Raw genomic sequence first — 25538 nt, forward strand, 5'->3', positions numbered from 1 at the left:
GGACAACGTGGCGATCAGGTGAGCGGGAGGCGTGCGCACATGGGCATGAGCGTGACCATCTCGGTGGCGACCGAGCAGGACACAGAGCAGATCTTCAAGCTCCAGTACCTGTGCTTCCAGAGCGAGGCGGCGCTGTACGGCAACTACCGCATCGACCCGCTCGTCCAGTCCCTGGAATCGGTCCGCCAGGAGGTGGCCGCCGACTGCGTCTTCGTGGCGCGGCTCGGCGAGGAGGTCGTCGGTTCGGTGCGCGGCCGCGTCACCGAGGACGGCTCGGCCTCCATCGGCAAGCTCTGCGTCCACCCCCGCCTGCAGGGTCACGGCATCGGCGCGCGGCTGCTGCGCGCGGCCGAGACGGCGCTGGTGGAGGAGCGCGGGGCGAAGAAGTTCCGCCTGTTCACGGGCCACCGCAGCGAGGGCAACCTGCGTCTGTACCGCCGCGTGGGCTACCAGACGGTGGGCACGTCCGAAGGCACCGACGGCGTACCGATGATCATTCTGGAGAAGCCGGCGGAGGCGTACGTCACTACCGCGTGACGGCGCGGTTCCTGCGGAGCCAGTACAGGGCGGACAGCGGCAGCAGCACCGGGATGAAGACGTAGCCCATGCCGTAGTCCGACCAGACCGTCGCGTCCGGGAAGGCCGAGGGGTCGACCAGGGTCCAGGTGCCGACGATCAGCACGCCCGCGAGTTCGGCGGCGCAGCACACCTGCGCCGCCTTGCGGGCCCTCTCGCCGCCGCGCACCAGCGTGTACGTGATGAACCCGTACACCACGCCCGCGACGGCCGACAGCGAATAGGCGAGCGGCGCCCGGTCGAACTCGGTCGTGATCTGGTAGACCGAGCGCGAGACCGCGCCGACGACCATCACGCCGTAGAACCAGACGAGCAGCATGCCGGGCCCGCTGATGAGTCGCTTCGGCTTGTCGTCCACGGCGGTCATCTCACCCTCCCCAGATGTCGTAGAGCCGCACCTCGAGCACGGCCAGCACCACACCGCCGGCGGCGACCGTCACCGAGCCCCAGCGCGTCCGCTCCGCCAGCGACATGAACCCCGCAACCGGGACGCAGGCGACGGCGCCGATCAGATACGCCACGAAGATCGTCGTGCCCTGTTCCGGCTTCTCGCCCCGCGCCAGCTGCACGATCCCGATCACCAGCTGGACCAGGGCCAGCAGCGACACCACGGCCATCCCGATGAAGTGCCAGTCCTTGGTGGGCTGGTCCCGATAGGCCGCCCACCCGCACCAGGCGGCGAGCAGCAGCGCGGCGACACCGGTCACCAGCGTCAGGGCATCAAGCATGTCGTGACCTTATTACGGCCGAAACCGGCCGCCGCCGCCGACCCCGTTGTACGCCGTAGGGTCTAGACCATGACGATCCACGCGCAAGCCCTCCTGTTCGACAACGACGGCACCCTGGTCTCCTCCCTCGCCTCCGTGGACCGCTGCTGGACGCGGTGGGCCCGGGAGTACGGCCTCACCGCCGAGGAGTTCGGCCGCGTCGAGCTGCACGGACGCACGGCCGTGGCGATAGCCGCCGACCTGCTGCCCGCCGAGGTGGTGCCGGAGGCGGTCGCGCGGATCGAGCTGCTGGAGGTGGAGGACGTGCCCGACGGGGGTGTCCAACTGCTGCCCGGGACGGCCGACTTCCTGGCCCCGCTGCCCGCCGACCGCTGGGCCGTCGTCACGTCCGCCACCCGGCGCCTGGCCGAAGCCCGCCTCGACGCCGTCGGCATCCTGCCCAAGACGCTGATCGCCGCCGACGACATCACCCGCGGCAAGCCCGACCCGGAGCCCTACCTCCTCGCCGCCCGGCAGCTGGGCGTCGACCCGGCCGACTGCGTCGTCTTCGAGGACGCCCCGGCGGGCCTCGCGGCCGGGCGCGCCGCCGGAATGACCACGGTGGCGTTGGCCACAACCCACCAGGCCCACGAGCTCGACGCCGACCTCGTGGTCGAGGACCTCTCGGCCTTGTCCGTACTGGTCACCGACCGGGGCGTGGAGATCTCCGTCCGCGCCTGACCCCTGTCCACCGCCGTCCACGATGTGGGACGGCGGTTCTTGGTCACGTCGATACGTCTGATTTACTGACCGCATGACCACGACGAGCTGCCGCACCCTTGCGACCGAGGCGACCATGATGCCCGGTGCTCGTTGTATGTGTCGAATGTGCGCCTTCTAGAGGGCCCCCGCACCATTCCGAGCCTCGCGCCCCGAAGCGAGCCGCCGTGGCATGTCCGTGCGCGCTGAACGCCGTACGAGACCGAGCCCCCGCGCATGAACCCTTCCTCCCGTACCAGGGCACACCCACGCCCGCGTACGGATTCGACAGTGACGGAAAACCCCTGTGATCACGACATCGGGCCTGACCAAGGTCTACCGCTCGCGCGGTCGTGAGGTCACCGCCCTGGACGGCGTCGACCTGCACGTCCGCGAAGGCGAGGTGTACGGCGTCATCGGCCAGTCCGGCGCCGGCAAGTCCTCGCTCATCCGCTGCGTCAACCTGCTGGAGCGTCCGACGTCCGGGACGGTGACCGTCGCCGGGCAGGACCTCACCGCCCTCGCCGGCCGCGGCCCCCGCGCCGGCCGGGAGCTGCGGCGGGCACGCAGCCGTATCGGCATGGTCTTCCAGCACTTCAACCTGCTGTCCTCACGCACCGTCCAGGACAACGTCGAACTGCCGCTGGAGATCCTCGGCAAGTCCGGCAAGGAGCGCTCGCGCAAGGCGCTGGAACTGCTGGACCTCGTCGGGCTCGCCGACAAGGCACGGGCCTACCCCGCCCAGCTCTCCGGCGGCCAGAAGCAGCGCGTCGGCATCGCCCGCGCCCTGGCCGGCGACCCCGAGGTGCTGCTCTCCGACGAGGCCACCAGCGCCCTCGACCCGGAGACCACCCGCTCCATCCTGACGCTGCTGCGCGACCTGAACCGGCAGCTGGGCCTCACGGTCCTGCTCATCACCCACGAGATGGACGTAGTGAAGTCGGTCTGCGACTCGGCAGCCCTGATGGAGAACGGCCGCATCGTCGAATCCGGCACGGTGAGCGAACTCCTCGCCACCCCGGGCTCCGAGCTGGCCTCGGCCCTCTTCCCGCTCGGCGGCGAGGCCTCCGGCGCGGACCGCACGGTCGTCGACGTCACCTTCCAGGGCGAGGCCGCCACTCAGCCGGTCGTCTCCCAGCTCTCCCGCACCTACAACATCGACATATCGATCCTCGGCGCCGCCATCGACACCGTCGGCGGCCTCCAGGTCGGCCGCATGCGCATCGAACTGCCCGGACGCTACGAGGACAACGTCGTGCCGATCGGCTTCCTGCGCGAACAGGGACTCCAGATCGACGTCGTCGGTGAGCTCCAGCCGGTGAAGGAAGGTGCCAGGTGAACTGGTCCGAGATGCAGCCCCTGCTGTCCCAGGCCTGTTGGGACACCCTGTACATGGTCGGCTGGTCCACGCTCATCGCCGTCGTCGGCGGACTTCCGCTCGGCATCCTGCTCGTCCTGACGGACCGGGGCGGACTGCTGCAGAACATCGTGGCCAACAGGGTCATCGGTCAGGTCGTGAACATCGCCCGCTCGATGCCGTTCATCATCCTCATGGTCGCGCTGATGACCTTCACCCGCTGGATCACCGGCACCACCATCGGCCGCGAGGCCGCCATCGTGCCGCTCGCCGTCGGTGCCATCCCGTTCTTCGCGCGCCTCGTCGAGACGGCTGTCCGCGAAGTGGACGGCGGGCTCGTCGAGGCCGTGCAGGCGATGGGCGGCAACACCTGGACGATCGTGCGCAAGGTGCTCGTACCGGAAGCGCTCCCGTCCCTCATCGCCAGCACCACGACGACCGTCGTCGCCCTGATCGGCTACTCCGCCATGGCCGGCACGGTCGGCGCGGGCGGACTCGGCGACATCGCCATCCGCTACGGCTACCAGCGCTTCGAGACCGCGCTGATGTGGATCACCGTGGCGATCCTCGCCGTGGTCATCTCGCTCATCCAGTTCGCCGGCGACTTCGCCGCCCGCTCGCTGCACCGCCGCGGCGGCCGCTCCGGCCCGGCACCGAAGCTGCGGCTGCTCAAGGCCACGGACCCCGCGTCGGCCGACGTCGGCAAGGTCGCGTAACCGCTCCACGACTTCCCGCCCCACCAACCGCGGGATCGCTGCACCCATAAGGAAAGGCACTTTTCGTGCGTAACACCGCAAAGCTCAGCACCGCCGTCCTCGCCGCCGGAGCCCTCACCTTCGGGCTCACCGCCTGCGGCTCGGGCAACGACTCGGCCTCCTCCGACTACAGCGGACCGCTGGTCGTCGCCGCGAGCCCGACCCCGCACGCCGAGATCCTGAACTTCGTCGAGAAGAACCTCGCCAAGAAGGCCGGACTCGACCTGCAGGTCAAGGAGTTCCAGGACTACATCGTCCCGAACACCGCCACCGAGGACGGCTCGGTCGACGCCAACTACTTCCAGAACCAGCCCTACCTCGACGACTTCAACAACAAGCGCGGCACCCACATCGTGCCGGTCGTCACGGTGCACCTGGAGCCCCTCGGCCTCTACTCCCACAAGGTCAAGAAGGCCGACGCGCTGAAGAGCGGCGCCACCGTCGCCGTCCCGAACGACGCCGTGAACGAGGCGCGCGCATTGAAGCTGCTCGCGGCCAACGGCCTCATCACGCTCAAGGACGGCGTGGGCAACGAGGCGACCCCGCAGGACATCACCAAGAACCCCAAGAGCCTCAAGTTCAAGGAGGTCGAGGCGGCCCAGACCGCGCGCTCCCTGGACGACGTGGACGCGGCCGTCGTCAACGGCAACTACGCCATCTCCGCAGGCATCAAGCCCGCCAAGGACGCGCTCGTCCTGGAGTCGGCGAAGAACAGCCCGTACGGCAACTTCCTCGCGGTGAAGAAGGGCAACGAGAAGGACCCGCGGGTCAAGAAGCTCGCCAAGCTGCTCACTTCGCCCGAGGTGAAGAAGTTCATCGAGGACAAGTACCAGGGCTCGGTCATCCCGTCCTTCTGAGCCGTCACCTATCTGTGCCGACGGCACGTATACGGCGTATCGCCACGCACGGGGTCTACTCGCTCACTGCGAGTGGACCCCGTGGTGCGGTCCGGCGGGTCCATGCTGCATGCTGGGCAGTTCAGCAGGACTTGAAGGTTTTCCGAAGGTTACGGAGCGGCGCATGAGTGGCACCTTCCCCAACATCTCCATCAGCACGGAGCGGTTGGTGCTGCGTCCCCTCGACGAGGACGACGTGCCCGCACTGGCCGAGATGATGAACGACGAGCAGGTGGGCGCCTGGACGAGCGTCCCCCAGCCCTACACCGAGGAACAGGCCCGCGCCTGGATAACCGAGCGCACGGCCGCCGAGCGGGAGGCGGGACGCGGACTCGACCTCGCCGTCACGGAGTTCCTCACCCAGCGTCTGGTCGGCGTCGTCCAGCTCGCCAGGACCAACTGGCACGTCCGCTCCACCGAGCTGTCGTACATCATCGCCCCCTGGGCCCGCGGCGAGGGCTACGCCTCCGAGGCCGCGCTCGCCACCGCCCAATGGCTGCTCGGCGACCAGAAGTTCGAGCGCATCGAGCTGCGCACGGCGGCCGACAACACCGCCTCCCAGCAGGTCGCCCAGAAGATCGGCTGTATCAGCGAGGGCGTCCTGCGCAACGCGTGCATGGCGCGGGTCCGCGCGGAGGACGGCACCTGGAACGACGTACGCACCGACTACATCGTGTGGAGCCTGCTCCCCGAGGACCTGGACGGCGCCGGCGAGCAGCTGGCCGACAGGAGTGGTTTCACGTCGTTCCCCGACTGGAACTGAACCCTGGGGACCGAGGCGTACGGCACCGCCGCAGCGGCCGCCTCCGCCACCAGGTACCCTCACGGAGCCCGACCTGCGTGAACCCCCCTGGAGACTGACGACCATGGCCGACCGCGTCACGGTGATCGGCTGGGACGGCTCGCCGCTGACCGCCGCGGCTCGCTCCGCCCTCGGCGCCGCCACCCTGGTGGCCGGTGCCGCCCACCACCTGGCGCTGCCCGAGGTGCCGCCCTCCGCCGAGCGCATCCGACTCGGCAGCGTCGCCCTCGCCGCCCGCCGCATCGCCGGCCACCGGGGCACCGCCGTCGTCCTCGCGGACGGCGACCCGGGGTTCTTCGGAGTCGTACGGACCCTGCGCGCACCCGAGTTCGGCCTGGAGGTCGAGGTCGTCCCCGCCGTCTCCTCCGTCGCCGCCGCTTTCGCGCGCGCCGGCATGCCCTGGGACGACGCTGAGGTGGTCGTCGCACATCGACGCACCCTGCGACGCGCGGTGAATGTATGCCGAGCCCACACCAAGGTGGCGGTTCTCACCTCACCGGGCGCCGGCCCCGCCGAACTCGGCCTGCTCCTGGAGGGCGTGCACCGCACCTTCGTGATCTGCGAGGAACTGGGCACCGAACGCGAGCAGGTCACCGTGGTCACCTCGGACAAGGCTCCCGACCACACCTGGCGTGATCCGAACGTCGTCATCGTCATCGGCGGCCCGGCCGCGGCGGGGGACAGCGGCGGCTGGCTCGCCGGACGCGACCCCGGCGGCGGCCCGCGAGGCTGGACGCAGCCCGGCGAGGCCTACGACGGCCCGCTCGGCGAAGGGGAGACGGATCTGCTTCGGGCGGCCCAACTCGCCCGGCTGGGGCCGCGCGTCGGCGACCTCGTCTGGGACATCGGCTGCGGCAGCGGCGCCTTCGCCGTCGAGGCCGCCCGCGCCGGCGCCGCCGTCATCGCCGTCGACCGGGAACTGGACGCCTGCGCCCGCACGGACGCCGCCGCCCGCCGCTTCGGCGTGCAGCCGCAGATCATCCGCGGTACCGCCCCGCACGTCCTGGAGAACCTCCCCGAGCCGGACGTCGTACGCGTCGGCGGCGGGGGAGCGGCCGTCGTCTCGGCAGTCGCCGACCGTCGCCCGCAGCGCATCGTCACGCACGCCGCGACCCGCGACGCCGCCGAACTCATCGGCCGCGACCTGACGGAGCACGGATACGAGGTGGAGTGCGCCCTCCTCCAGGCCGTCGAACTCGACACCCGGGCCTGGACGGAGACGGAGCGGAGCGTCGCGTTCCTGCTCAGCGGCGCGCTGCCGGAGCGCACAGTGTGACTCCGGCTCCGTCCCAGTGATCCTGTTTTCTTCCCTCCCGGTGATCCGCTAGTCCTATCGCTCGCGGTAGGCTGGCCGACCGTTGTACCGCACCGGGTGGCCCGGCTTCGTTCGCCAATGTCCGGAAAGCGCGCCCCTTTTGGGGTGGGTGCGGTACGGCAGAACCGGAGGACGCGCAACGTGGCGCAGTCCACAGCGGGCCGTCGCGGATCAAGCTGTCGCGACGGAGGAACGACCGGGACAATGCCACTGAATGGCTTTGTCGCCTTTTATGGGCGGGTCGTTCGTGCCGCTGGGCACGCACGCTCGTTCTTCACTACGGGGGCGGTCGGTGCGCCGTTCCCGGTGAGCCGGACCGAGAAGCACTAACCGATGGGCGAGGGGTACGCATGACCGACACCGGCCAGGTCCCGGGCGAGGGGCTGCCGGAGAACGCAGGCATGGTGGAACAGCCGGGCGTTCCCGCGCCCGGTGCGTACGCCTACCTCTCCGAGACCACCGCCGAGGACGAAGACCTCCTGCTGCTGCCCGGTGCGCAGAGCCCCTGGGGCAACGAGGTCGCGCCGCCCGCGCCCGAGCCGGTCGTGGAGACCGTGCACGAGCCGGGCCCGCACGAGATGTCCGGCCGCGACAGCGGCTCGGTCGACCTCGGCGGCGTCCGTCTCCCCGAAGCGCCGACCACGCCGATCCCGCCGGTCACCCCGCGCCGCCCGCTCCACCTCGGCCCGCCCATCCCCGACGCCTCCGCCAGCCCGGTCCGCTCCCTGGCCGACCGCGGCCCCGCGGGCGCCCCGGTGCGCCAGCCGGGTCCGCCGACGGTCGGCCCCGAATACCTCGACGCCCCCCAGGCGCGTGCCGCGTCCCCGCAGGGCGCGACCCCCTGGAGCGCCCAGGCGCCGGGCGCGGCGCCGGCCCAGGTCGGCACCGAGGGTACGGCTGCGGAAACGGTTGTTCCGGCTGTTTCCGCAGATCCCGCGCAGGCGCAGCAGGAGCGGCAGGCCGAGCCGGTGGGCGCGGCCCAGGCCGTCATGGCCCGCATCGCGACGGAGGCGGGGGCCGCCGCGCAGGGGCCAGACGGTTCGTACCCGGTCCAGAGCGGTGACGTCGCTCACCACACGCAGACCGGGGTGACGGAGGGCGCGAGCGCGGCACACGGCCCGGAGAGCGGGCAGGTGCCCGTGGGAGTGGCCGCCGTGGACGGCGCCCACGTCGCCGGAGCCGACGCCGCCGCGGGCGGATTCGCTCCGGATGCCGGTGGGCCGGCCGGGGCGTTCCCCGCGGACGGCGCGCCGACGGCCGCCGGAGACCTTCCGGACGGCACGCCGATGGCGCCTGGCAACCTTCCGGCGGACGGTGTGCCGACGGCGCCTGGCAACCTTCCGGCGGACGGCGCGCCGACGGCTTCCGGTATGCATGGGGCGGACGATGCGCCGACCGCTTCCGGGATGCATGCGGCGGACGATGACTCGACGGCTTCCGGGACCCATGCGGCGGGGGGCGCGCAGGCCGACGCGGCCGGTGCGCCGGTCGAGGGTGGGCCCGTCGCTGCGGGCGCTCACGCGGCCGACGCCGAGGGCGGCCTGGTCGCGGCGGGCGTGCCGTTGGCTCCCGATGCGGTCGGCGTGCCGGTCGAGGGTGGGCCCGTCGCTGCGGGCGCTCACGCGGCCGACGCCGAGGGCGGCCTGGTCGCGGCGGGCGTGCCGTTGGCTCCCGACGCGGTCGGCGTGCCGGTCGAGGGTGGGCCCGTCGCTGCGGGCGCTCACGCGGCCGACGCCGAGGGCGGCCCGGTCGCGGCGGGCGTGCCGTTGGCTCCCGACGCGGTCGCTGTGCCGGTCGAGGGTGGGCCTGTCGCCCCGGGCGCTCACGCGGCCGATGCGGGAGACGCGGGTGTCGCCGGGTTCGCCGTGGACGGTGCGCAGGTCGCGCCGGGTGTGCCCGCTGCCGAGGGCGCGCACGCGGGCGCCGGGGGGTTCGCCGTGGAAGGCGGGCCCGCAGGCCAGGGTGCGCCCGCGGCCGACGCGGCTGACCAGGGTGCCGGCGAGTTCGCCGCGGACGGTGCGCCCGCGGACCCGGGCGTTCCCGTGACCGATGCCGGGCACACGGGCCGGTTCGTCCCCGAAGGGGACCTGGCCATTCCGGGCGGCCCCGGCGCGGAGGACGCGTCCGCTCTCCCGGCCGGCCCCGACGCGGGCGGCGCTGCCGTCGTGCCCGCCGCCGAAGCGGGACACGGCGCCGAGACGGAGGCGTCCGCCACCGGACTCGTACCGGAAGGCACGCCCGCCGAGGCCGCGGTTCCCGAGGTCGGCCCGACTGTGGACGCCAGTCAGGTTCCCGGAGCCGTGTTTGCCGCGCCCGCGGGCGCACAGTTCGCGGAGGGCGCCGCGCCCGAGGGTGCCCAGCTCACCGACGCCGCCGTACCCGAGACCGGGCAGGTCTCCGACGCCGCGGCCGCCGAGCCCGCGGCCGTGCCCGGCGCGCATGCCCGACCCGAGACCGGCCAGGTCGCCGTCGCCGACCCCACCGACGCGGCGGACGCCCCCGGCACCCCCGTAACCCCCGAGCCGCCGGAAGGCGCCCTCCCGCCGGACCCCGACCCGACGCAGCCACCGCAGCCGACGGACGGCCCCACGGCACCGACCGGAGATGCCATCATCGCCACCCATCCCTCCCCCCAGCCCGCGGACGGCGAGCACTTCGCCCAGGTCCCCAGCCCGCTCGTCGAGACAGCGGCCGCACCCCAGCCGGTCGACGCCGTCTCCGCGGCGGACCCCGCGCACACGCCCCCGCCGGTGACCGCCGAAGCCGACCGGCCCGGCCTCCCCGCGGACAACCGGTCCATGGGCCGGTTCGTGCCGGTGGCCGGCTCCGTGCCGACCACCCCGCACCTCGCGCCGACCCCGCCGCACGCGCTCATGCTCCCCGCGGAGCAGGCGCAGGCGCCGGAACCGGCCCCCACCGTCCCCGCCCCGCGCGAGGCCGACCCCGAACCCGTACAGCACGCGGACGACCTGGACACCCAGGTCGCCGACCAGGAAGAAGAGAGCAAGGCCGCAGTGGAAGAAGTACGACAGTCCACCGGCCCGGCCGCGCCCGCCTACGACGACGCCGAGCGCGAGGCCGTCCTGAAGGTCATGCGCGAGCGCCGCGACATCCGCAACGGCTTCCGCAGCGACCCCATCCCGCACGAGGTGCTGCTCCGCGTCCTGGAGGCCGCGCACACCGCCCCGTCCGTGGGCCACTCGCAGCCCTGGGACTTCGTCGTCATCCGCTCCGCCGACACCCGGCGCAGCATGCACGAACTCGCCATGCGGCAGCGGGACGCGTACGCGAAGTCGCTGCCCAAGGGTCGGGCGAAGCAGTTCAAGGAACTGAAGATCGAGGCCATCCTCGACACCCCGGTGAACATCGTCGTCACCGCCGACCCCACCCGCGGCGGCCGCCACACCCTCGGCCGGCACACCCAGCCGCAGATGGCGCCCTACTCCGCCGCGCTCGCCGTGGAGAACCTCTGGCTCGCCGCCCGCGCCGAGGGCCTCGGCGTCGGCTGGGTCAGCTTCTTCGACGAGCGCGAGATGGTCCGCGCGCTGGGGCTGCCCGAGCACCTGGAGGTCATCGCCTACCTGTGCGTCGGGTACGTCGACGAGTTCCCGGACGAGCCCGAGCTGATGCAGGCCGGCTGGTCCAAGCGCCGCCCGCTGTCGTGGGTCGTGCACGAGGAGACGTACGGCCGGCGCGCCCTGCCCGGCGAGGAGCCGCACGACCTGCTCGCCGAGACCGTCTCGCAGATCCGCCCGCTGGACGCCAAGGCGCTCGGCGAGGCCTGGGAGCGGCAGAAGCGCATGACCAAGCCGGCCGGCGCGCTCGGCATGCTGGAGATCATCTCCGCCCAGCTGTCCGGTCTGTCCCGCCAGTGCCCCCCGCCGATCCCGGAGCCCGCGGCCGTCGCGATCTTCGCCGGCGACCACGGCGTGCACGCCCAGGGTGTCACCCCCTGGCCGCAGGAGGTGACGGCCCAGATGGTCGCCAACTTCCTCGGCGGCGGTGCGGTGTGCAACGCCTTCGCCGGCCAGGTCGGCGCCGAGGTGTGCGTCGTGGACGTCGGTGTGGCCACCGACCTCCCGGCGACCCCGGGTCTGCTGCCCCGCAAGATCCGCGCGGGCACGTCCGACATGACCACCGGCCCCGCGATGACCCGCGAGGAGGCCAAGCTGGCCATCGAGGTGGGCATCGAGACCGCCCGCGACCTGGTGGCCGCCGGCAACAAGGCGCTTCTGACGGGCGAGATGGGCATCGCCAACACGACCGCGTCGGCCGCCCTGATCTCCGTGTTCACCGGCGCCGACCCGGCCGAGGTCACCGGCCGCGGCACCGGCATCAACGACGAGACGCTGGCCCGCAAGACCGAGGTGGTCCGGCGCGCCCTCGAACTCCACCAGCCGGACGCGGCCGACCCCATCGGCGTCCTCGCCGCGATCGGCGGCTTCGAACACGCCGCGATGGTCGGCCTGTTGCTGGGCGGTGCGTCCCTGCGCACGCCGGTGATCCTCGACGGCGTGAGCGCCGGGGCCGCCGCTCTGGTCGCCCGCGCCATCGCCCCGGAGGTCCTCGCGGCCTGCATCGCGGGTCACCGCAGCGCCGAGCCCGGTCATGTGGCCGCCCTGAACAAGCTGGGCCTGCGCCCGCTGGTCGACCTCGACCTGCGCCTCGGCGAGGGCACGGGTGCCCTGCTCGCCCTGCCGCTGGTGCAGAGCACGGCCCGTGCCATGCACGAGGTGGCGACGTTCGACTCGGCGGGCGTCACCGAGAAGTGAGCCCCGGCCGGGGTGGGCATGCGCTCCTGCGGGGCGCCCCACCCCGGCCGTACGCTGATACCCCTCTTTAGAATTCGCACGTCAGGGCTGCTCCAGCGCCGTAGCGCCCATCGCTTTTGCCAGGACGAGGAGCCGCACCTCATGGCCGAACACCCCGCCTATCCCGTAGGCCTCCGCCTCACCGGCCGCAAAGTGGTCGTCCTCGGCGGCGGCCAGGTCGCCCAGCGCCGCCTGCCGGCCCTGATCGCCGCGGGCGCGGACGTCCTCCTCGTCTCACCCGAGGCGACCCCCTCCGTCGAGGCGATGGCGGAGGCCGGCGAGATCACCTGGCACCGGCGCGGGTACGCCGACGGGGACCTGGCCGACGCCTGGTACGCCCTGATCGCCACCAGCGACACGGAGGCGAACGTCCGGGCCTCCGCCGAGGCGGAGGCGAACCGCGTGTGGTGCGTACGTTCCGACGACGCCGACGCCGCCACCGCCTGGACCCCGGCCACGGGAACGAGCGAGGGCGTGACGGTCGCCGTCCTCACCAGCCGCGCCCGAGGCCGCGACCCTCGGCACACCGCCGCCATCCGCGACGCGGTCGTCGAGGGCCTGCGCGACGGCAGCCTGGTCGCCCCGCACCACCGCACCCGCACCCCCGGCGTCGCCCTCGTCGGCGGCGGCCCCGGCGACCCGGACCTGATCACCGTCCGCGGCCGCCGCCTGCTGGCCGAGGCCGACGTGGTCATCACCGACCACCTGGGCCCCCGCGACCTGCTCGCCGAGCTGTCCCCGGGCGTCGAGGTGATCGACGCGGCGAAGCTGCCTTACGGACGCTTCATGGCCCAGGAGGCCATCAACAACGCGCTGATCGAACACGCCAAGCAGGGCAAGTCGGTCGTACGGCTCAAGGGCGGCGACCCGTTCGTCTACGGCCGTGGGATGGAGGAGGTCAACGCGCTCGCGGAGGCCGGCATCCCGTGCACGGTCGTCCCCGGCATCTCCAGTTCGATCTCGGTCCCCGGCGCGGCCGGCATCCCGGTCACCCACCGCGGTGTCGCACACGAGTTCACGGTGGTCAGCGGACACGTCGCCCCTGACGACGCGCGCTCCCTGGTCGACTGGCCGTCCCTCGCCCGGCTGACCGGGACCCTCGTGATCCTCATGGGCGTGGCCACGATCGGGAAGGTCGCCGAGACGCTCATCGCGCACGGCAAGTCGCCCGACACCCCGGTCGCGTTGATCCAGGAGGGCACGACGGCCGCCCAGCGGCGCGTCGACGCCACCCTCGCCACGGTCGCCGAGACGGTCGTCACGCAGGAGGTCAGGCCGCCGGCGGTCATCGTCATCGGCGCGGTCGTGAACGTGGGCCCGGGGACCTCGGCGTAACCCGGGGTAACACAACTCGCTCCCAGCCGTTGGCACCACACCCAGGACAAGGCAGTATCACCCTGTGGCCGATCTCATCACCGTCGAGGATCCCGACGACCCGCGCCTGCGCGACTACACAGGCCTGACCGACGTCGAACTGCGCCGCAAACGCGAGCCGGCCGAGGGCCTGTTCATCGCCGAGGGCGAGAAGGTCATCCGCCGGGCCAAGGACACCGGGTACGAGATGCGCTCGATGCTGCTGTCCGCCAAGTGGGTCGACGTCATGCGCGACGTCATCGACGAGCTCCCCGCCCCGGTCTACGCCGTCAGCCCGGAGCTCGCCGAGCAGGTCACCGGCTACCACGTGCACCGGGGCGCGCTCGCCTCGATGCAGCGCAAGCCGCTGCCGACGGCGGCCGAACTCCTGCAGACCGCACGCCGGGTGGTGGTCATGGAGTCGGTCAACGACCACACCAACATCGGCGCGATCTTCCGCTCGGCGGCGGCTCTGGGCATGGACGCGGTCCTGCTCTCGCCCGACTGCGCCGACCCCCTGTACCGCCGTAGCGTCAAGGTCTCCATGGGCGCGGTCTTCTCCGTCCCCTACGCACGCCTCGACACCTGGCCCAAGGGCCTGGAGTCGGTGCGCGAGGCCGGCTTCACGCTGCTCGCCCTCACCCCCGACGAGAAGGCCAAGACCCTCGACGAGGCCGCCCCGCACCGGATGGACCGCGTCGCCCTGATGCTCGGCGCCGAGGGCGACGGCCTGTCCACGCAGGCACTGGTCGCCGCCGACGAATGGGTACGCATCCCGATGTCGCACGGCGTGGACTCCCTGAACGTCGGCGCGGCGGCCGCGGTCGCCTTCTACGCGGTGGCCACGGGCCGCCCGCAGGGGTAGCCGTGCCGCAGGGCGAGGCGATCGTCGCGATCCTGCGCCGCGGTGACCGGCTGCTGGCCATCCGCCGGGGCCCCGGTGTCGCGCGCCCCGGCTACTGGCAGCCCCTCAGCGGCAGGATCGAGCCGGGGGAGAGCCAGGAGGAGGCCGTCGTCCGGGAGGTCCGCGAGGAGGTCGGCCTCTCGGCGACACCCCTGGCCAAGGTCTGGGAGTCGGAGACCGACGACGGCACCTTCCGCCTCCACTGGTGGACGGCTCACGCACCCACCGGAGAGGTGGTCCCCGACCCCGACGAGGTCGGAGACTTCCGCTGGGTCACCCCCGAGGAGTTCCTCGCCCTCGACCCGGTCTTCGACGGCGACAGAGAGTTCTTCGCCCGCGTCCTTCCGAGCCTCTGAAGCCTTAGGGCCCGTCGCCCGCGACGCCCAGCTGATCCGGACGACAGGCCCTAGCTTCCCTGGCTGCGGCCCGGCTCCACCTGCTGCTGGTGCTGTCGTACGACGGGGCCGTCGCCGCCGAGGCCGCGGGACGGTCCCTGGCAGCCCTGGGCCGCGGCGATGCCGAGCGCGACCAGCAGCGTCACGACCACGAACACGAACAGCCGCTGCCGCAGCAGCCGCGGATTGGCCGGCCGGCGTCCCGTCCCGGTGGTCCTGGGCGCCGGGCGTCCGGCCCCGCTGCGCGGCGCGGGCCGGCTTCCGCTGCCGGAACGGGTGCCGCTGCGCGAGGCGGGCGTGGGCCGGGACCCCGAACGTGGGGACGCCGCCCCGCCGGCACGCGAGGACTGGCCGCCGCCTCGCGACTGGCTCCCGCCGCCGGTCGCCGCACCGCCACCCCGGGACGGGACCCCGCCCTGCGACGGGGCGGCCCCGCGCGAGGAGGAGGACGTACCGCGCGGCGGGGGAGTCCCCTGCGGACGCCTGCGCTGCGGCTCGCGCAGCGTCTCCGGATAGGTGTCGGCGAGCCGCCCGGTGGGCCGGTCCGCCTCGCCCGTCCGCGGCCCCGGCGGACGCACCTCCGCCAGGCCCTGCGCCTCACGGGCGGCGATCTCCTTCAGGCGCAGCGACAGCTGGAGTGTGCTGGGCCGCTCCTCGGGGTCCTTCGCCAGACACGCCCGCACCAGCGGCGCCAGCGCGTCCGGGACGCCGTGCAGCTGCGCCTCCTCGTGCACCACGCGGTACAGCATCACCTCCGAACTGCCGTGTCCGAAGGGCGAGTCGGCCATCGACGCGTACGCCAGGGTCGCCCCGAGCGAGAACACGTCCGTGGCCGGCGTGACGGCGGCACCCCGCACCTGCTCCGGGGCGAGGAAGCCGGGGGAGCCAACGGCCGTACCGACGTGGGTGAGCGTCGAGGCCCCCGTCGCCCAGGCGATGCCGAAGTCGATGATCCGTGGCCCCTTGGGGGACAGCAGGATGTTGGACGGCTTGAGGTCCCGGTGCACCACACCGGCCTCGTGCACCGCGACCAGCCCCTCCGACAGGGCGGCCCCCACGGCCGCGACGTCGGCCGCGGCCAGCGGCCCCTCGTCGGCGACCTTGTCGTGCAGCGAGGGCCCGGGCACGTACTGCGTGGCGAACCAGGGCCGGTCCGCGTCCAGATCGGCGGCGACCAGCCGGGCCGTACACCCACCCCTGATCCGCCGCGCCGCCGAGACCTCACGCGCGAACCGCGACCGGAACTCCTGGTCCTCCGCCAGGTCAGGCCGGATGACCTTCAGTGCTACCCGCTGCCCCTTCTTGTCGGAGCCCAGGTACACAACGCCCATCCCACCCGCGCCGAGCCGTCTGTGAAGCCTGAACGAGCCGACGACGCGCGGGTCCTCGCGCCTCAGGCGCATCATCGCCATGTTCATCCCCGCTGCCCGGTCCGTGTGACGTGGCACAGCTTACGTTTCCACGGCCGCCCGCGCGCAGAGGCCGCGCCCTCTCGCGCAGATCGATTGTCAGTGCCGGGTGGGAGACTTGAGGGGTGGTCAGGGAGCACGGCAGCAGGCGGACTTGTTGCTGCACGGGCTGCCAACCACCCATCACAGAAGGGGGATTGAACCCGTGAAGGGTGACCGTGTGGAGATAGTGGTGGACGCGGGGGACACGACCCGCACCTACGAGGTGGTGGCGAGCAGGGCGGGCCGCAGGGTGGAGACGGCGGTGCGCCGAGGCGTCGTGGAAGTGAGCGAAGTCACCCGAAACGGATCCGTGGTCCGCACGGCCCGCTTCATGGCGACCCGGGTCCTGGCCCTGGTCGAGCAGCCGGTCCCCAGGGAGGACAGCTCGGAAAAGCGCGCACACACCGGGCACCCCCTCGGGGAAGACCCTGAGACCTAGGTCCTCGTCTCCACCCAGGGGAGTACGCCTCGACCGGCGGCTCATCCTCCGGGAGGCCCGCCAATCGGTACGAGGGCATGACGACCCGAGCACGCCGGACGCCTAGATTTGAGGTCAAGCGGCGGGTGCAGCACTCGTCCCCCGAGGTCAGACACCCGCCGCTGCCAATGACAACAAGATCGGTCAGGAGAGGGACCATGGCCTGGACGGCACCGCGGACACAGTTCCGCACGCTGGAGCACCGTACGCTCCGCCCCCGCCGCACGGGCCGCCGCCACCCCCTGGTGGCGACGCTCATGGTCCTCCCCCTGGCGGCCCTGCTCTTCTTCGTCTTCGACGGCTGGGAGACAGTGGCCACACAGGCGTCGTCCGTGGGAGTGATGCTGGGGCGCTGAGCGGCGACCCCAGGCCCGGAAGAGCGGTCCGGGCGGGGACATCCACCCATGAAACCCCGTGGGGACGGGGGTGCGGCGGACGGCAAAAATGCCGGCGCAGCTGGGGAGCTGCGCCGGCATTGCTCTGCCCGGAGACGGACGTCACCTCGCCGACGCGGGTCCGCACGGCCGTTACGGCGACCGCGTCGTACGCCGTACCCTGCGCAAGCAGCCCCGCACCGCCCCAGGGAGCCCCGTGACCGCCACCCCCTTGCTCGCTGAACTCACCGTCCGAGCCGAGGCCACGGCCCACACCCGCACCCCGAACTGCCCCTGCGGCGAGTCCACCACCCTGGCCGACCGGCCGGACACCACCGTCGTCCGGCACGCGGACACGGTCGCCAAGGCACACGCCCCGCACACCGACCTCCGCGACCTCGCTCCCCGCCTCGCGGCCGCCGCCCGCCTCCCGGGCATCCTCCTGTCCCCACTGACCGCGGCCCCCGTCGACCTGCACGGCCGCGTCGTGACCTTCTGGCCCTACGGCACCCCCGTGGACCCGGACGCCCCCGACGCCGCCCCCTGGGAGGACGCCGCCACGCTCCTCGCCGACCTCCACCGCACCCCGGTCCCGCCCATGGCCGCACCGCTGCCGCCCATGCGCGGACCGGCGAAGGCGGCCGACGCCGTCGCCCGGCTCGCCGCCGCGGCCACCGGCTCGGCCGCGGCTCCCCACCCCGCCGTCGCACCCGTCCTGCGCGCCTGGACCACGCTCCCCGCCTGGGCCCGCGCCGAGGCCCCGATGCCGGACACCACCACCCTCTGCCACGGCGACCTCCACCTCGGCCAGCTCGTCCGTCATCCCGCCCCCGACGGTCGGTGGCTGCTGATCGACGTCGACGACCTCGGCACCGGCGTCCCCGCCTGGGACCTGGCCCGCCCGGCGGCCTGGTACGCCTGCGGGCTGCTCCCGCCCGACGAGTGGACCCGCTTCCTCACCGCCTACCGCGCCCGGGGAGGCCCGGCGGTCCCGGCGGACGGCGACCCGTGGCCCGCCCTGGACGTCCCGGCCCGCGCCCTGACCGTCCAGACCGCCGCCCGGGCCGTCACCAAGGCCGTCACCGGCAACCGCCCCCTCGACGAGATCGAGATGTCCGTGATCGACGCATGTGCCCGAATGAGTTCCCTCCCGGCGCAGTTGACCCCGGCCCGAGCGAAGTAGGGTGCAACCGACCGCCGCCGGACAGAGTCTGTGCTGGCGAAACACGAAGCAGGACCGACCGGCGAGGAGTTGAGCCGACCATGCAGTGTCCGAAGTGCCATGCGCCGATGCACACGTACAACCGCAACGGTGTCCAGATCGAGCAGTGCAGCGGTTGCCGCGGGATCTTTCTCGACTACGGCGAGCTGGAGTCGCTGACCCGGCTGGAGTCCCAGTGGTCCCAGCCCGCCCCGCCGCCTCCGCCCGCGCCGCAGGCCTACCCGGCCCCGCCCGCGCCGGCCTGGGGCGCCCCGCACGGTGGCCACGGCGGTGGTCACTACGGCGGCCACGGCGGTCACCACCGCCACAAGAGCTTCGGTCACATGCTGTTCTCCAGCTGACCGGAACCACGAAGAAGCCCCCGGCCGTCTCGGACGGCCGGGGGCTTCGGTGTGTGGACGATACTGGGATTGAACCAGTGACCTCTTCCGTGTCAGGGAAGCGCTCTCCCGCTGAGCTAATCGTCCAGGTCAGCCACCCCGCATGAGGGGCTGCGTGCGCGATACTGGGATTGAACCAGTGACCTCTTCCGTGTCAGGGAAGCGCTCTCCCGCTGAGCTAATCGCGCGGGTCAGACCTTCGAAGTTCCCTCGAAGATCCAGTGGACGATACTGGGATTGAACCAGTGACCTCTTCCGTGTCAGGGAAGCGCTCTCCCGCTGAGCTAATCGTCCTTGGAGGTGGAGACGGGATTTGAACCCGTGTAGACGGCTTTGCAGGCCGTTGCCTCGCCTCTCGGCCACTCCACCAGGAGTGCAGGGGTTCGGGAAGATCCCCTTGTTCTTTCGAGCGGACGACGAGGCTCGAACTCGCGACCTCAACCTTGGCAAGGTTGCGCTCTACCAACTGAGCTACGTCCGCTTGTCGTTTCGTTCCGCTCCCGCGGCCCGGCGACGTGTTGAACTCTAGCGGATTCCGGGGCCAGTACAAAAACGCGTTTGCGCAGCGTGCTGCGCTGCGCCTGCTCAGGGGCGTGGCCAGGGCCTCCGGCGGGACATGCCGAGGTCACCTTTCGGACACCCGCCCTAGACTCGACGCGTGCACGACCTCCCTCCTCTCGCCCGCTTCGGCACGCGCGTCGCCACCGGTCTCCGCGACGTCACCGCCGATCCCGCCGCCCTGGACTCCACCGGTTTCTGGGCGGTCGTCGCGGACTTCGAGGGCCGCCTGACCTGCGCCCGCTTCGACGACGTACGACAGGAGCCGGTGCCCGCGCCGGTGCCGGGCCGCTGGCAGGGGCCGACGGCCGGCGACTGGTCGTCGTCCCTCGACCACGGCGCGTACACGGCCGGCGTGCGCCGCATCCGTGAGCACATCGCGGCGGGCGAGGTCTACCAGGCGAACCTCTGCCGGGTGCTCGCGGCTCCCGTGGCCCCCGGGGCCGATGTGGACGACCTCACGGCGCTGCTGGCCCGCGGCAACCCGGCGCCGTACGCAGGAACGATCCGGCTGCGGGAGCACGGCGTCGAGATAGCCACCGCCTCGCCGGAGCTCTTCCTCCGCCGCCGCGGCCGGGTCGTGGAGTCGGGGCCGATCAAGGGCACCGGGCGCACGGAGGCCGACCTCCTCGACAAGGACTACGCCGAGAACGTGATGATCGTCGACCTGGTCCGCAACGACATCGGCCGGGTGTGCGCCACCGGCAGCGTCACCGTCCCCGACCTGTGTGCCGTGGAGAAGCACCCCGGCCTGGTGCACCTCGTCTCGACGGTCCGCGGCGAACTGCGCGACGGCGCGGGCTGGCCCGAGCTGCTCGACGCCGCCTTCCCGCCCGGCTCCGTCACCGGCGCTCCCAAGTCCAGCGCGCTGCGGATCATCGACGCCCTGGAGCCCGCGCCCCGGGGGCCGTACTGCGGGGGCATCGGCTGGGTGGACGCCGACCGTGGAACCGGCGAGCTGGCGGTCGGCATCCGCACCTTCTGGATCGACCGGGTCGCCGGGGACGCGGCCGTGCTGCGCTTCGGCACGGGCGCCGGCATCACCTGGGGCTCCGACCCGGAGGCGGAGTGGCGGGAGACCGAGCTGAAGGCGTCCCGACTGCTCGCGGTAGCGTCGGGGACGTACGAGGTGAGTGGAGAGGGAATCACGACGTGAAGATCTGGCTCGACGGCGCGCTGCGGGACATCGAATCCGCCCGCGTCTCCGTCTTCGACCACGGGCTGACCGTGGGCGACGGCATCTTCGAGACGGTGAAGGCGGTCGACGGGGAGCCGTTCGCGCTCACCCGCCATCTCGACCGGCTGACCCGCTCCGCGCGCGGTCTCGGTCTGCCCGACCCCGACCACGACGAGGTGCGCCGCGCCTGCGCCGCCGTCCTCGAGGCCAACCCGATGCCGCTCGGCAGGCTGCGCATCACCTACACCGGCGGCCACGGCCCCCTCGGTTCCGACCGGGGCGAGCACGGCCCCACCCTCGTGGTCGCGCTCGGTGAGACCGCCCGCCGCCCCGACTCCACGGCCGTGATCACCGTGCCCTGGACGCGCAACGAACGCGGCGCGCTGACCGGCCTGAAGACGACCTCGTACGCCGAGAACGTGGTCGCGCTCGCCCGCGCCCATGAACACGGCGCCTCCGAGGCCCTGTTCGCCAACACGGTCGGGCAGCTCTGCGAAGGCACCGGCTCGAACGTCTTCGTCGTCCTCGACGGCGAGATCCACACCCCGCCGCTCGCCTCCGGCTGCCTCGCGGGCATCACGCGCGCGTTGGCGATCGAGTGGACCGGCGCCGCGGAGACCGAGCTGCCCCTGGACGTGCTGGGGCGGGCCGACGAGATCTTCCTCACCTCCACCCTGCGCGACATCCAGGCCGTCCACCGCGTCGACGACCGCGAACTGCCCGGCGCGCCGGGCCCGGTGACCGCCAAGGCCATGCGGATCTTCGACGAGCGGTCGGGAGCCGACCAAGATCCGTGACAGACGCGGAAAATTGGCTGACGCATGGCCTCCCGGCGGGTAGAACTCCCCTGATGACGACGACCCTGCGGCCGACCGAGCCGCTCCAGCGTGCCGCCGACGGGGCGCAGTCGCGCCACTACCAGGTGTGCGTGAACGGCCGCCCCGTGGGCACGGTGCACCTCGCCACGAGTGCTGTCTTCGGTGAATCGGTGGCCCAGATCCTGGACCTGGGCATCGAGGAACCGGACCGCCGGCGCGGCCGCGGCACGGTGGCCGCGCTCGCCGCCGAGGAAGTGCTGCGCGGCTGGGGTTGCAAGAGGGTCGAGGTGTCGGTGCCCGCCGACGCCGAGGCGGCGCTCAGGCTGGCGAGGACCCTCGGGTACGTCGTCCGCAACCGTCATATGGAGAAGCCGCTCGGCGCCACCGCACCCGAACTCCCCGCCGGGAGCCGGGGCCGGCCCATGACCCGCGAGGAGTTCGGGCCCTGGCAGGCGCAGGACAAGGAGAGTTACGCGCAGAGCTGGATCGAGCGCGGGGTGCCCGAGGCGGAGGCCCGCGCCAAGGCCGAGCGTGACCACACCCTCGCGCTGCCGGACGGACCGGCCACCGAGGGAATGGTCCTGAGCGTCCTGGAGCACGAGGGGGAAGCGGTCGGCATCCTCTGGACGGGCGTCCGCGACGGCAAGGCCTTCGTCTACAAGGTGGAGTCCGACGCGAACCACCGCGGCCGGGGCCACGGCCGCACGCTGATGCTTCTCGCGGAGGCCCAGAGCGTGGCCGCCGGCCGCCCCGCGATCCAGCTGAACGTCTTCGCGGGCAACACCCCCGCCGAGCGGCTCTACGAGTCACTCGGCTACGAGACGACCGTCTACCACCTGTACAAAGAGCTGCTCTAGACGCTGGCTGCGACCGGCACGCTTCACGGGGTTCCGGCGAGCAGCCGGTCCGCGATCTCCTCGATCCGTTCGCGCAGGCCCTCCTGGCTCTTGGCGCCGTCCAGGCGTTCCCCGTCGATGACGTACGTCGGAGTGCCGGTGACGCCGATCGCCTTGCCCTCGGCCTGGTCGGCGTCGACGATCAGGATGTGCCGGCCGTCGATCAGCGCGGTGTCGAACTCCTCGGCGTCGAGACCGAGTTCGCGGGCGACCTCGACCAGGAAGGGCTCTCCCGCACGGTCCAGCTCCGCCACCCGGTCCAGCACGGCCTCCACGTACTCCCAGCCCTTGCCCTGCTCCAGCGCCTCCTCGGCGGCCTGCGCGGCGGCGAAGGCGTGCTTGTGCTTCTCCAGCGGGAAGTGGCGCAGGCGCAGCTCCAGCCGGTCGCCGTAACGCGCGCGCAGGGCACGCAGGTGGTCCAGGGCGCTTCGGCAGTCCGGGCACTGGAGTTCGCACCAGATGTCGAGGACGGGGGCGGGGGAGGAGTCGCTCATGGGGACAGTCTTCCAGCCCGGGCGCGGCAGCCCCAATCGGCCGGCACGCCGGTGACCTGCGGGCCCGGCCCCGAACCACTAGCGGGTGGGGCCCGGTACCGGCACCTGCGGAGGAGCCGACCCGGAGATGTCCCTGATGTCGGCCGGAGGCATGGCCCGGCGGGGCCCGAGCGGTGCAGGATGGAAGGGACGAACCACGCCTGCCCGATCGAGCCCCGCCCTGGAGGACCGGATGATCGCCGAGACAGTCTGTTCCGCCGTGGCCGCGGCCGGCCTGGGCATCGCGGCGGTCACCGCCTACCGCAAGCGGTTCCTCGCGGCAGCGCGCATCGCCGCCTACTCGCTGGTGCCCCTGGGCCTGGTGATGACCGGGGTCGTCAAGTGGCTGGCGGACACCGCCTTCAGTGTGACCGCCTGGGCCGGCTTCGCCGTGCTCGGCGTCTCCTGGCTGCTGTTCTCCACCACGCGCGCGGTGGAGCGCCGCCGGGGCGGGACCCGCAAGGAGCGCAAGGAGGCCAGGGCGGCCGAACGGCGCGCGGCCGTGGCCCCGACGGCTCCCGCCGCCTCCGCACCCTCCCTGGGTGCGGGCACGCGCGCCTCGACCCGGCCGACGGCCGCGCCGCGCGGCGACTCCGCGGACGACTTCAGCGACATCGAGGCCATCCTGAAGAAGCACGGCATATGACCTGCGCATGACGCCTGAAACGTCACAGTGGACCAATGTGTCGTCCGTAAGTGATCACGCCCGAAACGGGACGTCACGGGATCCGGCGAACTCCCGGTCATTTCGGGTGTGTTGATCGCGCCGAGGGTGCTGTTTACGCCATCATCGCCGCGAGATGCTGGACACGACACCAAGCGATACCGCGCCGCCCAAGGACGAGCCGCGCGGATGCCTCTTCGCCCTTTCCCAGCCACCGCTGATGATCTTCCTTGCGGTGATCGGGTGTCTGCTGCTCATGGCTGCGCTGCACGATCTGCTGCTGCTCTGAGCCGTACCCGTGGTCCCCGGCGTCACCCGTCGGGGACCACGTCGACATCGCCGGACCGCCGCCGGCCGCCTCAGCCCGCAGCCTCCTTGCGCCGCGCCCGGTAGGCGGCCACATGCAGGCGGTTGCCGCAGGTACGGCTGTCGCAGTACCGCCGCGACCGGTTCCGGGAGAGATCGACGAAGGCACGCCGGCAGTCGGGCGCCTCGCAGCGGCGCAGCCGCTCCTGTTCCCCGGCCACCACGAAGAAGGCGAGCGCCATCCCGCAGTCGGCCGCCAGGTGGTCGGCGACGGAGGCGCCCGGCGCGAAGTAGTGCACATGCCAGTCGTAACCGTCGTGGTCCGTCAGGCGGGGAGTGGTGCCCGCCGCGGCCACCAGTTCATTGATCAGTACGGCGGCGCTGCGGGCGTCGGGCGAGGCGAACACCGAGGCGAACCGGCCGCGGATCTTGCGCACCGCCGAGAGGTCGAACTCCGACAGCACACCGACATCACTGATCTCGTGGTTTTGTACGAACTCCTCGAGAGCCGGGACGTCCGGCAGCGCGTCCGGCGTCGTGTCGTCCTCCGGCGCGGTGTTCACCAGATCGACCACGGTGTCGAGGGCGCACCGGGTGTCGTGGGTGATCAGCACGTTTCGCTCCCTGGCCTGGGGGTCGGGCACACGCCCGCCGATGCTGGCCGATGGTAATGCGTCTCGGGGCCCACGGACCGGTCCCGCCCGTCACGCGAAGCCGTACACCGTGCTCCGCGGGCGGGAGAGGGGTGGGCGCGCCCCTCTGACGGGAGGGAGCGGACGCGGACACGCCGACGCCGTCCCGTGACGAACGGGACGGCGTCGGCGTGAGCCCTATGCGGTTGTTCCGGCCCGAGCCGTCTCCCCGAGTCGACGGCGCCGGGCGGCTTGGTGTGCTCTCGGCCTAGCTCTCCGCCAGGATGTGCGAGAGCTCCTGATCGAGATCGAAGTGCCGGTGTTCCGTGCCGGGAGGCACGGCGGCATCCGTCCGCTTCAGGAAGGACTCCAGAGCCCGCGCCGGGGCTTCCAGCAGGGCCTCGCCCTCCGGGGAGCTGAGGGCGATGCACACGACGCCCTGACCGTGACTGCGTGACGGCCAGACACGGACGTCGCCGGTGCCGGTCGGGCGGTGCAGGCCTTCCGCGAGGAGGTCGCGGGCGAACACCCACTCGACGGTCTCCTCGGCTCCGGTGTGGAAGGTGGCGTGCACGGCGTAGGGGTCGGCCGTGTCGTACCGCAGTCCTGCGGGGACAGGCAGGGAGGACTCGCTCGACACAACGAGGCGCAGGTGCAGCTCGCAGCTGACCGTGGTGTTCATAAGCGCCAGGGCCTTTCGCTCAGTGTGCGCTCGGGGATTCGCACGTCGGCGAAATCGACATGCCACCTACGGTGCCGTTGTAAACCCCTCTGAGTGTTTTGCGTGCGTTTACGTAACTCTTCCGGCCGAGAGCTCCTTCGTACGGTACGGCCATTCTGGTGACTGGTTTCCGGTCAGTAAAGTAAGGTAAAGTTTGGGCGTATGGATACGGGGAGTAACCGGACAGGCCGGGCGGGCGGCGAGGTCGCCGTGGCGTCGGGCGCGTCCGAAGCGGGCGGTACCGAGGCGGACGAGGTGCGGGACGGACAGGGGCTCGGATCGAGGGCGCCGGGGTTCATCAAGCGGCGCCGCGCACTGCATCTGAGCTGGCAGGTCGGCGTCTTCGTCGTCGGGCTCGCGGTCGTCGCCGCAGGCGTCGTCATGCTGCCGCTGCCCGGTCCGGGCTGGGTCGTGATCTTCGGCGGTATGGCCATCTGGGCGACCGAGTTCGTCTGGGCCCAGCTGGTGCTCCGCTGGACCAAGCGCAAAGTCACGGAAGCGGCCCAGCGGGCCCTCGACCCCAGGGTGCGGCGGCGCAACATCACGCTGACCGCCGTCGGGCTCGTGATCGTCGGCGTGCTGGTCGGCGTCTACCTGTGGAAGTTCGGCGTCGTGATGCCCTGGAAGATCGAGGATCAGTGATCTTCACAAGAGGGTGCGGGGCGCCGCCTGACATGGGGTAATGTTCTTCCTGCGCC

The 25538-nt window shown here is 72.3% G+C and carries 27 protein-coding genes and 5 tRNA genes; 21 read left to right on the forward strand and 11 right to left on the reverse strand.

Features of this window, described 5'->3' with window-relative positions:
• Positions 1-39: 39 nt before the first annotated feature.
• A complete protein-coding gene (locus ACQF4J_RS36695; protein WP_351581534.1) occupies positions 40-537 on the forward strand; it encodes a GNAT family N-acetyltransferase in 498 nt (165 codons plus the stop codon).
• On the opposite strand, the gene ACQF4J_RS36700 is transcribed toward ACQF4J_RS36695, so the two are convergent.
• Both ACQF4J_RS36700 and ACQF4J_RS36705 read right to left on the reverse strand, forming a co-directional pair.
• Complete coding sequence (locus ACQF4J_RS36700) at positions 527-943, reverse strand: hypothetical protein (RefSeq protein ID WP_351581535.1); 417 nt, start codon at positions 941-943, stop codon at positions 527-529. The genes ACQF4J_RS36695 and ACQF4J_RS36700 overlap by 11 nt on opposite strands.
• 1 nt (position 944) lies before the next feature.
• A complete protein-coding gene (locus ACQF4J_RS36705) occupies positions 945-1304 on the reverse strand; it encodes a hypothetical protein (RefSeq protein ID WP_351581537.1) in 360 nt (119 codons plus the stop codon).
• 69 nt (positions 1305-1373) lie between these two features.
• On the opposite strand from ACQF4J_RS36705, the gene ACQF4J_RS36710 reads away from it, so the two are divergent.
• The 10 genes from ACQF4J_RS36710 (at position 1374) to ACQF4J_RS36755 (ending at position 14591) form a co-directional block, all read left to right on the forward strand.
• On the forward strand, positions 1374-2024 hold the full coding sequence (locus ACQF4J_RS36710; RefSeq protein WP_351581539.1) for an HAD-IA family hydrolase: 651 nt from the start codon (positions 1374-1376) through the stop codon (positions 2022-2024).
• 325 nt (positions 2025-2349) lie between these two features.
• Positions 2350-3381: a methionine ABC transporter ATP-binding protein gene (locus tag ACQF4J_RS36715; RefSeq protein WP_351581541.1), complete on the forward strand. Its 1032-nt coding sequence runs from the start codon at positions 2350-2352 to the stop codon at positions 3379-3381.
• Positions 3378-4115: a methionine ABC transporter permease gene (locus ACQF4J_RS36720; protein WP_427167740.1), complete on the forward strand. Its 738-nt coding sequence runs from the start codon at positions 3378-3380 to the stop codon at positions 4113-4115. Before ACQF4J_RS36715 ends, ACQF4J_RS36720 begins: the two co-directional genes overlap by 4 nt.
• 65 nt (positions 4116-4180) lie before the next feature.
• Positions 4181-5011, forward strand: coding sequence for a MetQ/NlpA family ABC transporter substrate-binding protein (locus tag ACQF4J_RS36725; protein WP_351581545.1), 831 nt, complete (start codon positions 4181-4183; stop codon positions 5009-5011).
• 163 nt (positions 5012-5174) lie between these two features.
• Positions 5175-5813, forward strand: coding sequence for a GNAT family N-acetyltransferase (locus ACQF4J_RS36730; protein WP_351581547.1), 639 nt, complete (start codon positions 5175-5177; stop codon positions 5811-5813).
• A gap of 103 nt (positions 5814-5916) precedes the next feature.
• The gene (gene cbiE, locus ACQF4J_RS36735; protein WP_351581549.1) at positions 5917-7128 is read left to right on the forward strand and encodes a precorrin-6y C5,15-methyltransferase (decarboxylating) subunit CbiE; all 1212 of its coding nucleotides are present in this window, start codon (positions 5917-5919) and stop codon (positions 7126-7128) included.
• 389 nt (positions 7129-7517) lie between these two features.
• Positions 7518-11939 carry a nicotinate-nucleotide--dimethylbenzimidazole phosphoribosyltransferase gene (gene cobT, locus ACQF4J_RS36740; RefSeq protein ID WP_427167741.1) on the forward strand — a complete coding sequence of 1474 codons (4422 nt, stop codon included), beginning with the start codon at positions 7518-7520 and terminating at the stop codon, positions 11937-11939.
• Positions 11940-12080: 141 nt separating this feature from the next.
• On the forward strand, positions 12081-13313 hold the full coding sequence (cobA, locus tag ACQF4J_RS36745) for a uroporphyrinogen-III C-methyltransferase (RefSeq protein ID WP_351581552.1): 1233 nt from the start codon (positions 12081-12083) through the stop codon (positions 13311-13313).
• Between the two features lie 64 nt (positions 13314-13377).
• Positions 13378-14196: a TrmH family RNA methyltransferase gene (locus tag ACQF4J_RS36750; RefSeq protein WP_200702712.1), complete on the forward strand. Its 819-nt coding sequence runs from the start codon at positions 13378-13380 to the stop codon at positions 14194-14196.
• Positions 14197-14198: 2 nt separating this feature from the next.
• Positions 14199-14591 (forward strand): NUDIX domain-containing protein, encoded by a 393-nt coding sequence (locus ACQF4J_RS36755; protein ID WP_351581554.1) that lies wholly within the window; start codon positions 14199-14201, stop codon positions 14589-14591.
• A 50-nt stretch (positions 14592-14641) separates the two neighbouring features.
• Here the strand turns inward: ACQF4J_RS36755 and ACQF4J_RS36760 are convergent, their stop codons facing one another.
• Positions 14642-16048, reverse strand: a complete 1407-nt coding sequence (locus ACQF4J_RS36760) for a serine/threonine-protein kinase (protein ID WP_351581585.1) — start codon at positions 16046-16048, stop codon at positions 14642-14644.
• A gap of 196 nt (positions 16049-16244) precedes the next feature.
• On the opposite strand from ACQF4J_RS36760, the gene ACQF4J_RS36765 reads away from it, so the two are divergent.
• From ACQF4J_RS36765 to ACQF4J_RS36780, 4 genes are all read left to right on the forward strand, one after another.
• Entirely contained in the window at positions 16245-16520 is a 276-nt protein-coding gene (locus ACQF4J_RS36765; RefSeq protein ID WP_351581556.1) for a hypothetical protein, read from the forward strand.
• Positions 16521-16717: 197 nt separating this feature from the next.
• Entirely contained in the window at positions 16718-16915 is a 198-nt protein-coding gene (locus ACQF4J_RS36770) for a hypothetical protein (protein WP_351581558.1), read from the forward strand.
• A 235-nt stretch (positions 16916-17150) separates the two neighbouring features.
• Positions 17151-18116, forward strand: a complete 966-nt coding sequence (locus ACQF4J_RS36775) for a phosphotransferase (protein WP_351581560.1) — start codon at positions 17151-17153, stop codon at positions 18114-18116.
• 80 nt (positions 18117-18196) lie between these two features.
• The gene (locus ACQF4J_RS36780) at positions 18197-18496 is read left to right on the forward strand and encodes a zf-TFIIB domain-containing protein (protein WP_079078205.1); all 300 of its coding nucleotides are present in this window, start codon (positions 18197-18199) and stop codon (positions 18494-18496) included.
• Between the two features lie 54 nt (positions 18497-18550).
• Here ACQF4J_RS36780 and ACQF4J_RS36785 read toward each other — a convergent pair.
• The 5 genes from ACQF4J_RS36785 to ACQF4J_RS36805 all read right to left on the reverse strand — a co-directional run bounded on the left by ACQF4J_RS36785 (position 18551) and on the right by ACQF4J_RS36805 (position 19016).
• Positions 18551-18622: transfer RNA gene (locus tag ACQF4J_RS36785), tRNA-Val, on the reverse strand.
• A gap of 29 nt (positions 18623-18651) precedes the next feature.
• A tRNA-Val gene (locus tag ACQF4J_RS36790) sits at positions 18652-18723 on the reverse strand.
• Positions 18724-18757: 34 nt separating this feature from the next.
• Positions 18758-18829: transfer RNA gene (locus tag ACQF4J_RS36795), tRNA-Val, on the reverse strand.
• A gap of 1 nt (position 18830) precedes the next feature.
• Positions 18831-18904, reverse strand: a tRNA-Cys gene (locus tag ACQF4J_RS36800).
• A 39-nt stretch (positions 18905-18943) separates the two neighbouring features.
• Positions 18944-19016: transfer RNA gene (locus tag ACQF4J_RS36805), tRNA-Gly, on the reverse strand.
• 177 nt (positions 19017-19193) lie between these two features.
• Here ACQF4J_RS36805 and ACQF4J_RS36810 point away from each other — a divergent pair.
• From ACQF4J_RS36810 to ACQF4J_RS36820, 3 genes are read left to right on the forward strand one after another with little or no spacing between them, the layout of a single operon-like run.
• The gene (locus ACQF4J_RS36810) at positions 19194-20249 is read left to right on the forward strand and encodes a chorismate-binding protein (protein ID WP_351581562.1); all 1056 of its coding nucleotides are present in this window, start codon (positions 19194-19196) and stop codon (positions 20247-20249) included.
• Positions 20246-21067: an aminotransferase class IV gene (locus ACQF4J_RS36815; RefSeq protein ID WP_351581564.1), complete on the forward strand. Its 822-nt coding sequence runs from the start codon at positions 20246-20248 to the stop codon at positions 21065-21067. Before ACQF4J_RS36810 ends, ACQF4J_RS36815 begins: the two co-directional genes overlap by 4 nt.
• Before the next feature lie 53 nt (positions 21068-21120).
• Positions 21121-21945 carry a GNAT family N-acetyltransferase gene (locus ACQF4J_RS36820; protein WP_351581566.1) on the forward strand — a complete coding sequence of 275 codons (825 nt, stop codon included), beginning with the start codon at positions 21121-21123 and terminating at the stop codon, positions 21943-21945.
• Between the two features lie 23 nt (positions 21946-21968).
• On the opposite strand, the gene ACQF4J_RS36825 is transcribed toward ACQF4J_RS36820, so the two are convergent.
• Positions 21969-22478 carry a DsbA family protein gene (locus tag ACQF4J_RS36825; RefSeq protein WP_427167742.1) on the reverse strand — a complete coding sequence of 170 codons (510 nt, stop codon included), beginning with the start codon at positions 22476-22478 and terminating at the stop codon, positions 21969-21971.
• Positions 22479-22710: 232 nt separating this feature from the next.
• On the opposite strand from ACQF4J_RS36825, the gene ACQF4J_RS36830 reads away from it, so the two are divergent.
• Positions 22711-23163, forward strand: a complete 453-nt coding sequence (locus tag ACQF4J_RS36830) for a hypothetical protein (protein WP_351581570.1) — start codon at positions 22711-22713, stop codon at positions 23161-23163.
• Positions 23164-23317: 154 nt separating this feature from the next.
• Positions 23318-23470 carry a hypothetical protein gene (locus tag ACQF4J_RS36835; RefSeq protein ID WP_174267277.1) on the forward strand — a complete coding sequence of 51 codons (153 nt, stop codon included), beginning with the start codon at positions 23318-23320 and terminating at the stop codon, positions 23468-23470.
• A gap of 70 nt (positions 23471-23540) precedes the next feature.
• On the opposite strand, the gene ACQF4J_RS36840 is transcribed toward ACQF4J_RS36835, so the two are convergent.
• Both ACQF4J_RS36840 and ACQF4J_RS36845 read right to left on the reverse strand, forming a co-directional pair.
• Positions 23541-24101 (reverse strand): CGNR zinc finger domain-containing protein, encoded by a 561-nt coding sequence (locus tag ACQF4J_RS36840; protein ID WP_351581572.1) that lies wholly within the window; start codon positions 24099-24101, stop codon positions 23541-23543.
• Between the two features lie 286 nt (positions 24102-24387).
• Entirely contained in the window at positions 24388-24801 is a 414-nt protein-coding gene (locus ACQF4J_RS36845; protein ID WP_004002642.1) for an SsgA family sporulation/cell division regulator, read from the reverse strand.
• A 201-nt stretch (positions 24802-25002) separates the two neighbouring features.
• Between ACQF4J_RS36845 and ACQF4J_RS36850 the strand changes: the two genes are divergently transcribed.
• A complete protein-coding gene (locus tag ACQF4J_RS36850) occupies positions 25003-25482 on the forward strand; it encodes a TIGR02611 family protein (RefSeq protein WP_351581574.1) in 480 nt (159 codons plus the stop codon).
• Positions 25483-25538: the final 56 nt, after the last annotated feature.

Origin of the sequence: Streptomyces sp. C1-1, assembly GCF_050214755.1 — a bacterium.
GTDB lineage: Bacteria > Actinomycetota > Actinomycetes > Streptomycetales > Streptomycetaceae > Streptomyces.

Coding starts and splice junctions, on each gene's coding strand:
- ACQF4J_RS36695 (WP_351581534.1), top strand. CDS start 40: ATGGGCATGAGCGTGACCATCTCGGTGGCGACCGAGCAGGACACAGAG.
- ACQF4J_RS36700 (WP_351581535.1), bottom strand. CDS start 943: ATGACCGCCGTGGACGACAAGCCGAAGCGACTCATCAGCGGGCCCGGC.
- ACQF4J_RS36705 (WP_351581537.1), bottom strand. CDS start 1,304: ATGCTTGATGCCCTGACGCTGGTGACCGGTGTCGCCGCGCTGCTGCTC.
- ACQF4J_RS36710 (WP_351581539.1), top strand. CDS start 1,374: ATGACGATCCACGCGCAAGCCCTCCTGTTCGACAACGACGGCACCCTG.
- ACQF4J_RS36730 (WP_351581547.1), top strand. CDS start 5,175: ATGAGTGGCACCTTCCCCAACATCTCCATCAGCACGGAGCGGTTGGTG.
- cbiE (WP_351581549.1), top strand. CDS start 5,917: ATGGCCGACCGCGTCACGGTGATCGGCTGGGACGGCTCGCCGCTGACC.
- cobT (WP_427167741.1), top strand. CDS start 7,518: ATGACCGACACCGGCCAGGTCCCGGGCGAGGGGCTGCCGGAGAACGCA.
- cobA (WP_351581552.1), top strand. CDS start 12,081: ATGGCCGAACACCCCGCCTATCCCGTAGGCCTCCGCCTCACCGGCCGC.
- ACQF4J_RS36760 (WP_351581585.1), bottom strand. CDS start 16,048: ATGAACATGGCGATGATGCGCCTGAGGCGCGAGGACCCGCGCGTCGTC.
- ACQF4J_RS36770 (WP_351581558.1), top strand. CDS start 16,718: ATGGCCTGGACGGCACCGCGGACACAGTTCCGCACGCTGGAGCACCGT.
- ACQF4J_RS36780 (WP_079078205.1), top strand. CDS start 18,197: ATGCAGTGTCCGAAGTGCCATGCGCCGATGCACACGTACAACCGCAAC.
- ACQF4J_RS36820 (WP_351581566.1), top strand. CDS start 21,121: ATGACGACGACCCTGCGGCCGACCGAGCCGCTCCAGCGTGCCGCCGAC.
- ACQF4J_RS36825 (WP_427167742.1), bottom strand. CDS start 22,478: ATGAGCGACTCCTCCCCCGCCCCCGTCCTCGACATCTGGTGCGAACTC.
- ACQF4J_RS36830 (WP_351581570.1), top strand. CDS start 22,711: ATGATCGCCGAGACAGTCTGTTCCGCCGTGGCCGCGGCCGGCCTGGGC.
- ACQF4J_RS36835 (WP_174267277.1), top strand. CDS start 23,318: ATGCTGGACACGACACCAAGCGATACCGCGCCGCCCAAGGACGAGCCG.
- ACQF4J_RS36845 (WP_004002642.1), bottom strand. CDS start 24,801: ATGAACACCACGGTCAGCTGCGAGCTGCACCTGCGCCTCGTTGTGTCG.
- ACQF4J_RS36850 (WP_351581574.1), top strand. CDS start 25,003: ATGGATACGGGGAGTAACCGGACAGGCCGGGCGGGCGGCGAGGTCGCC.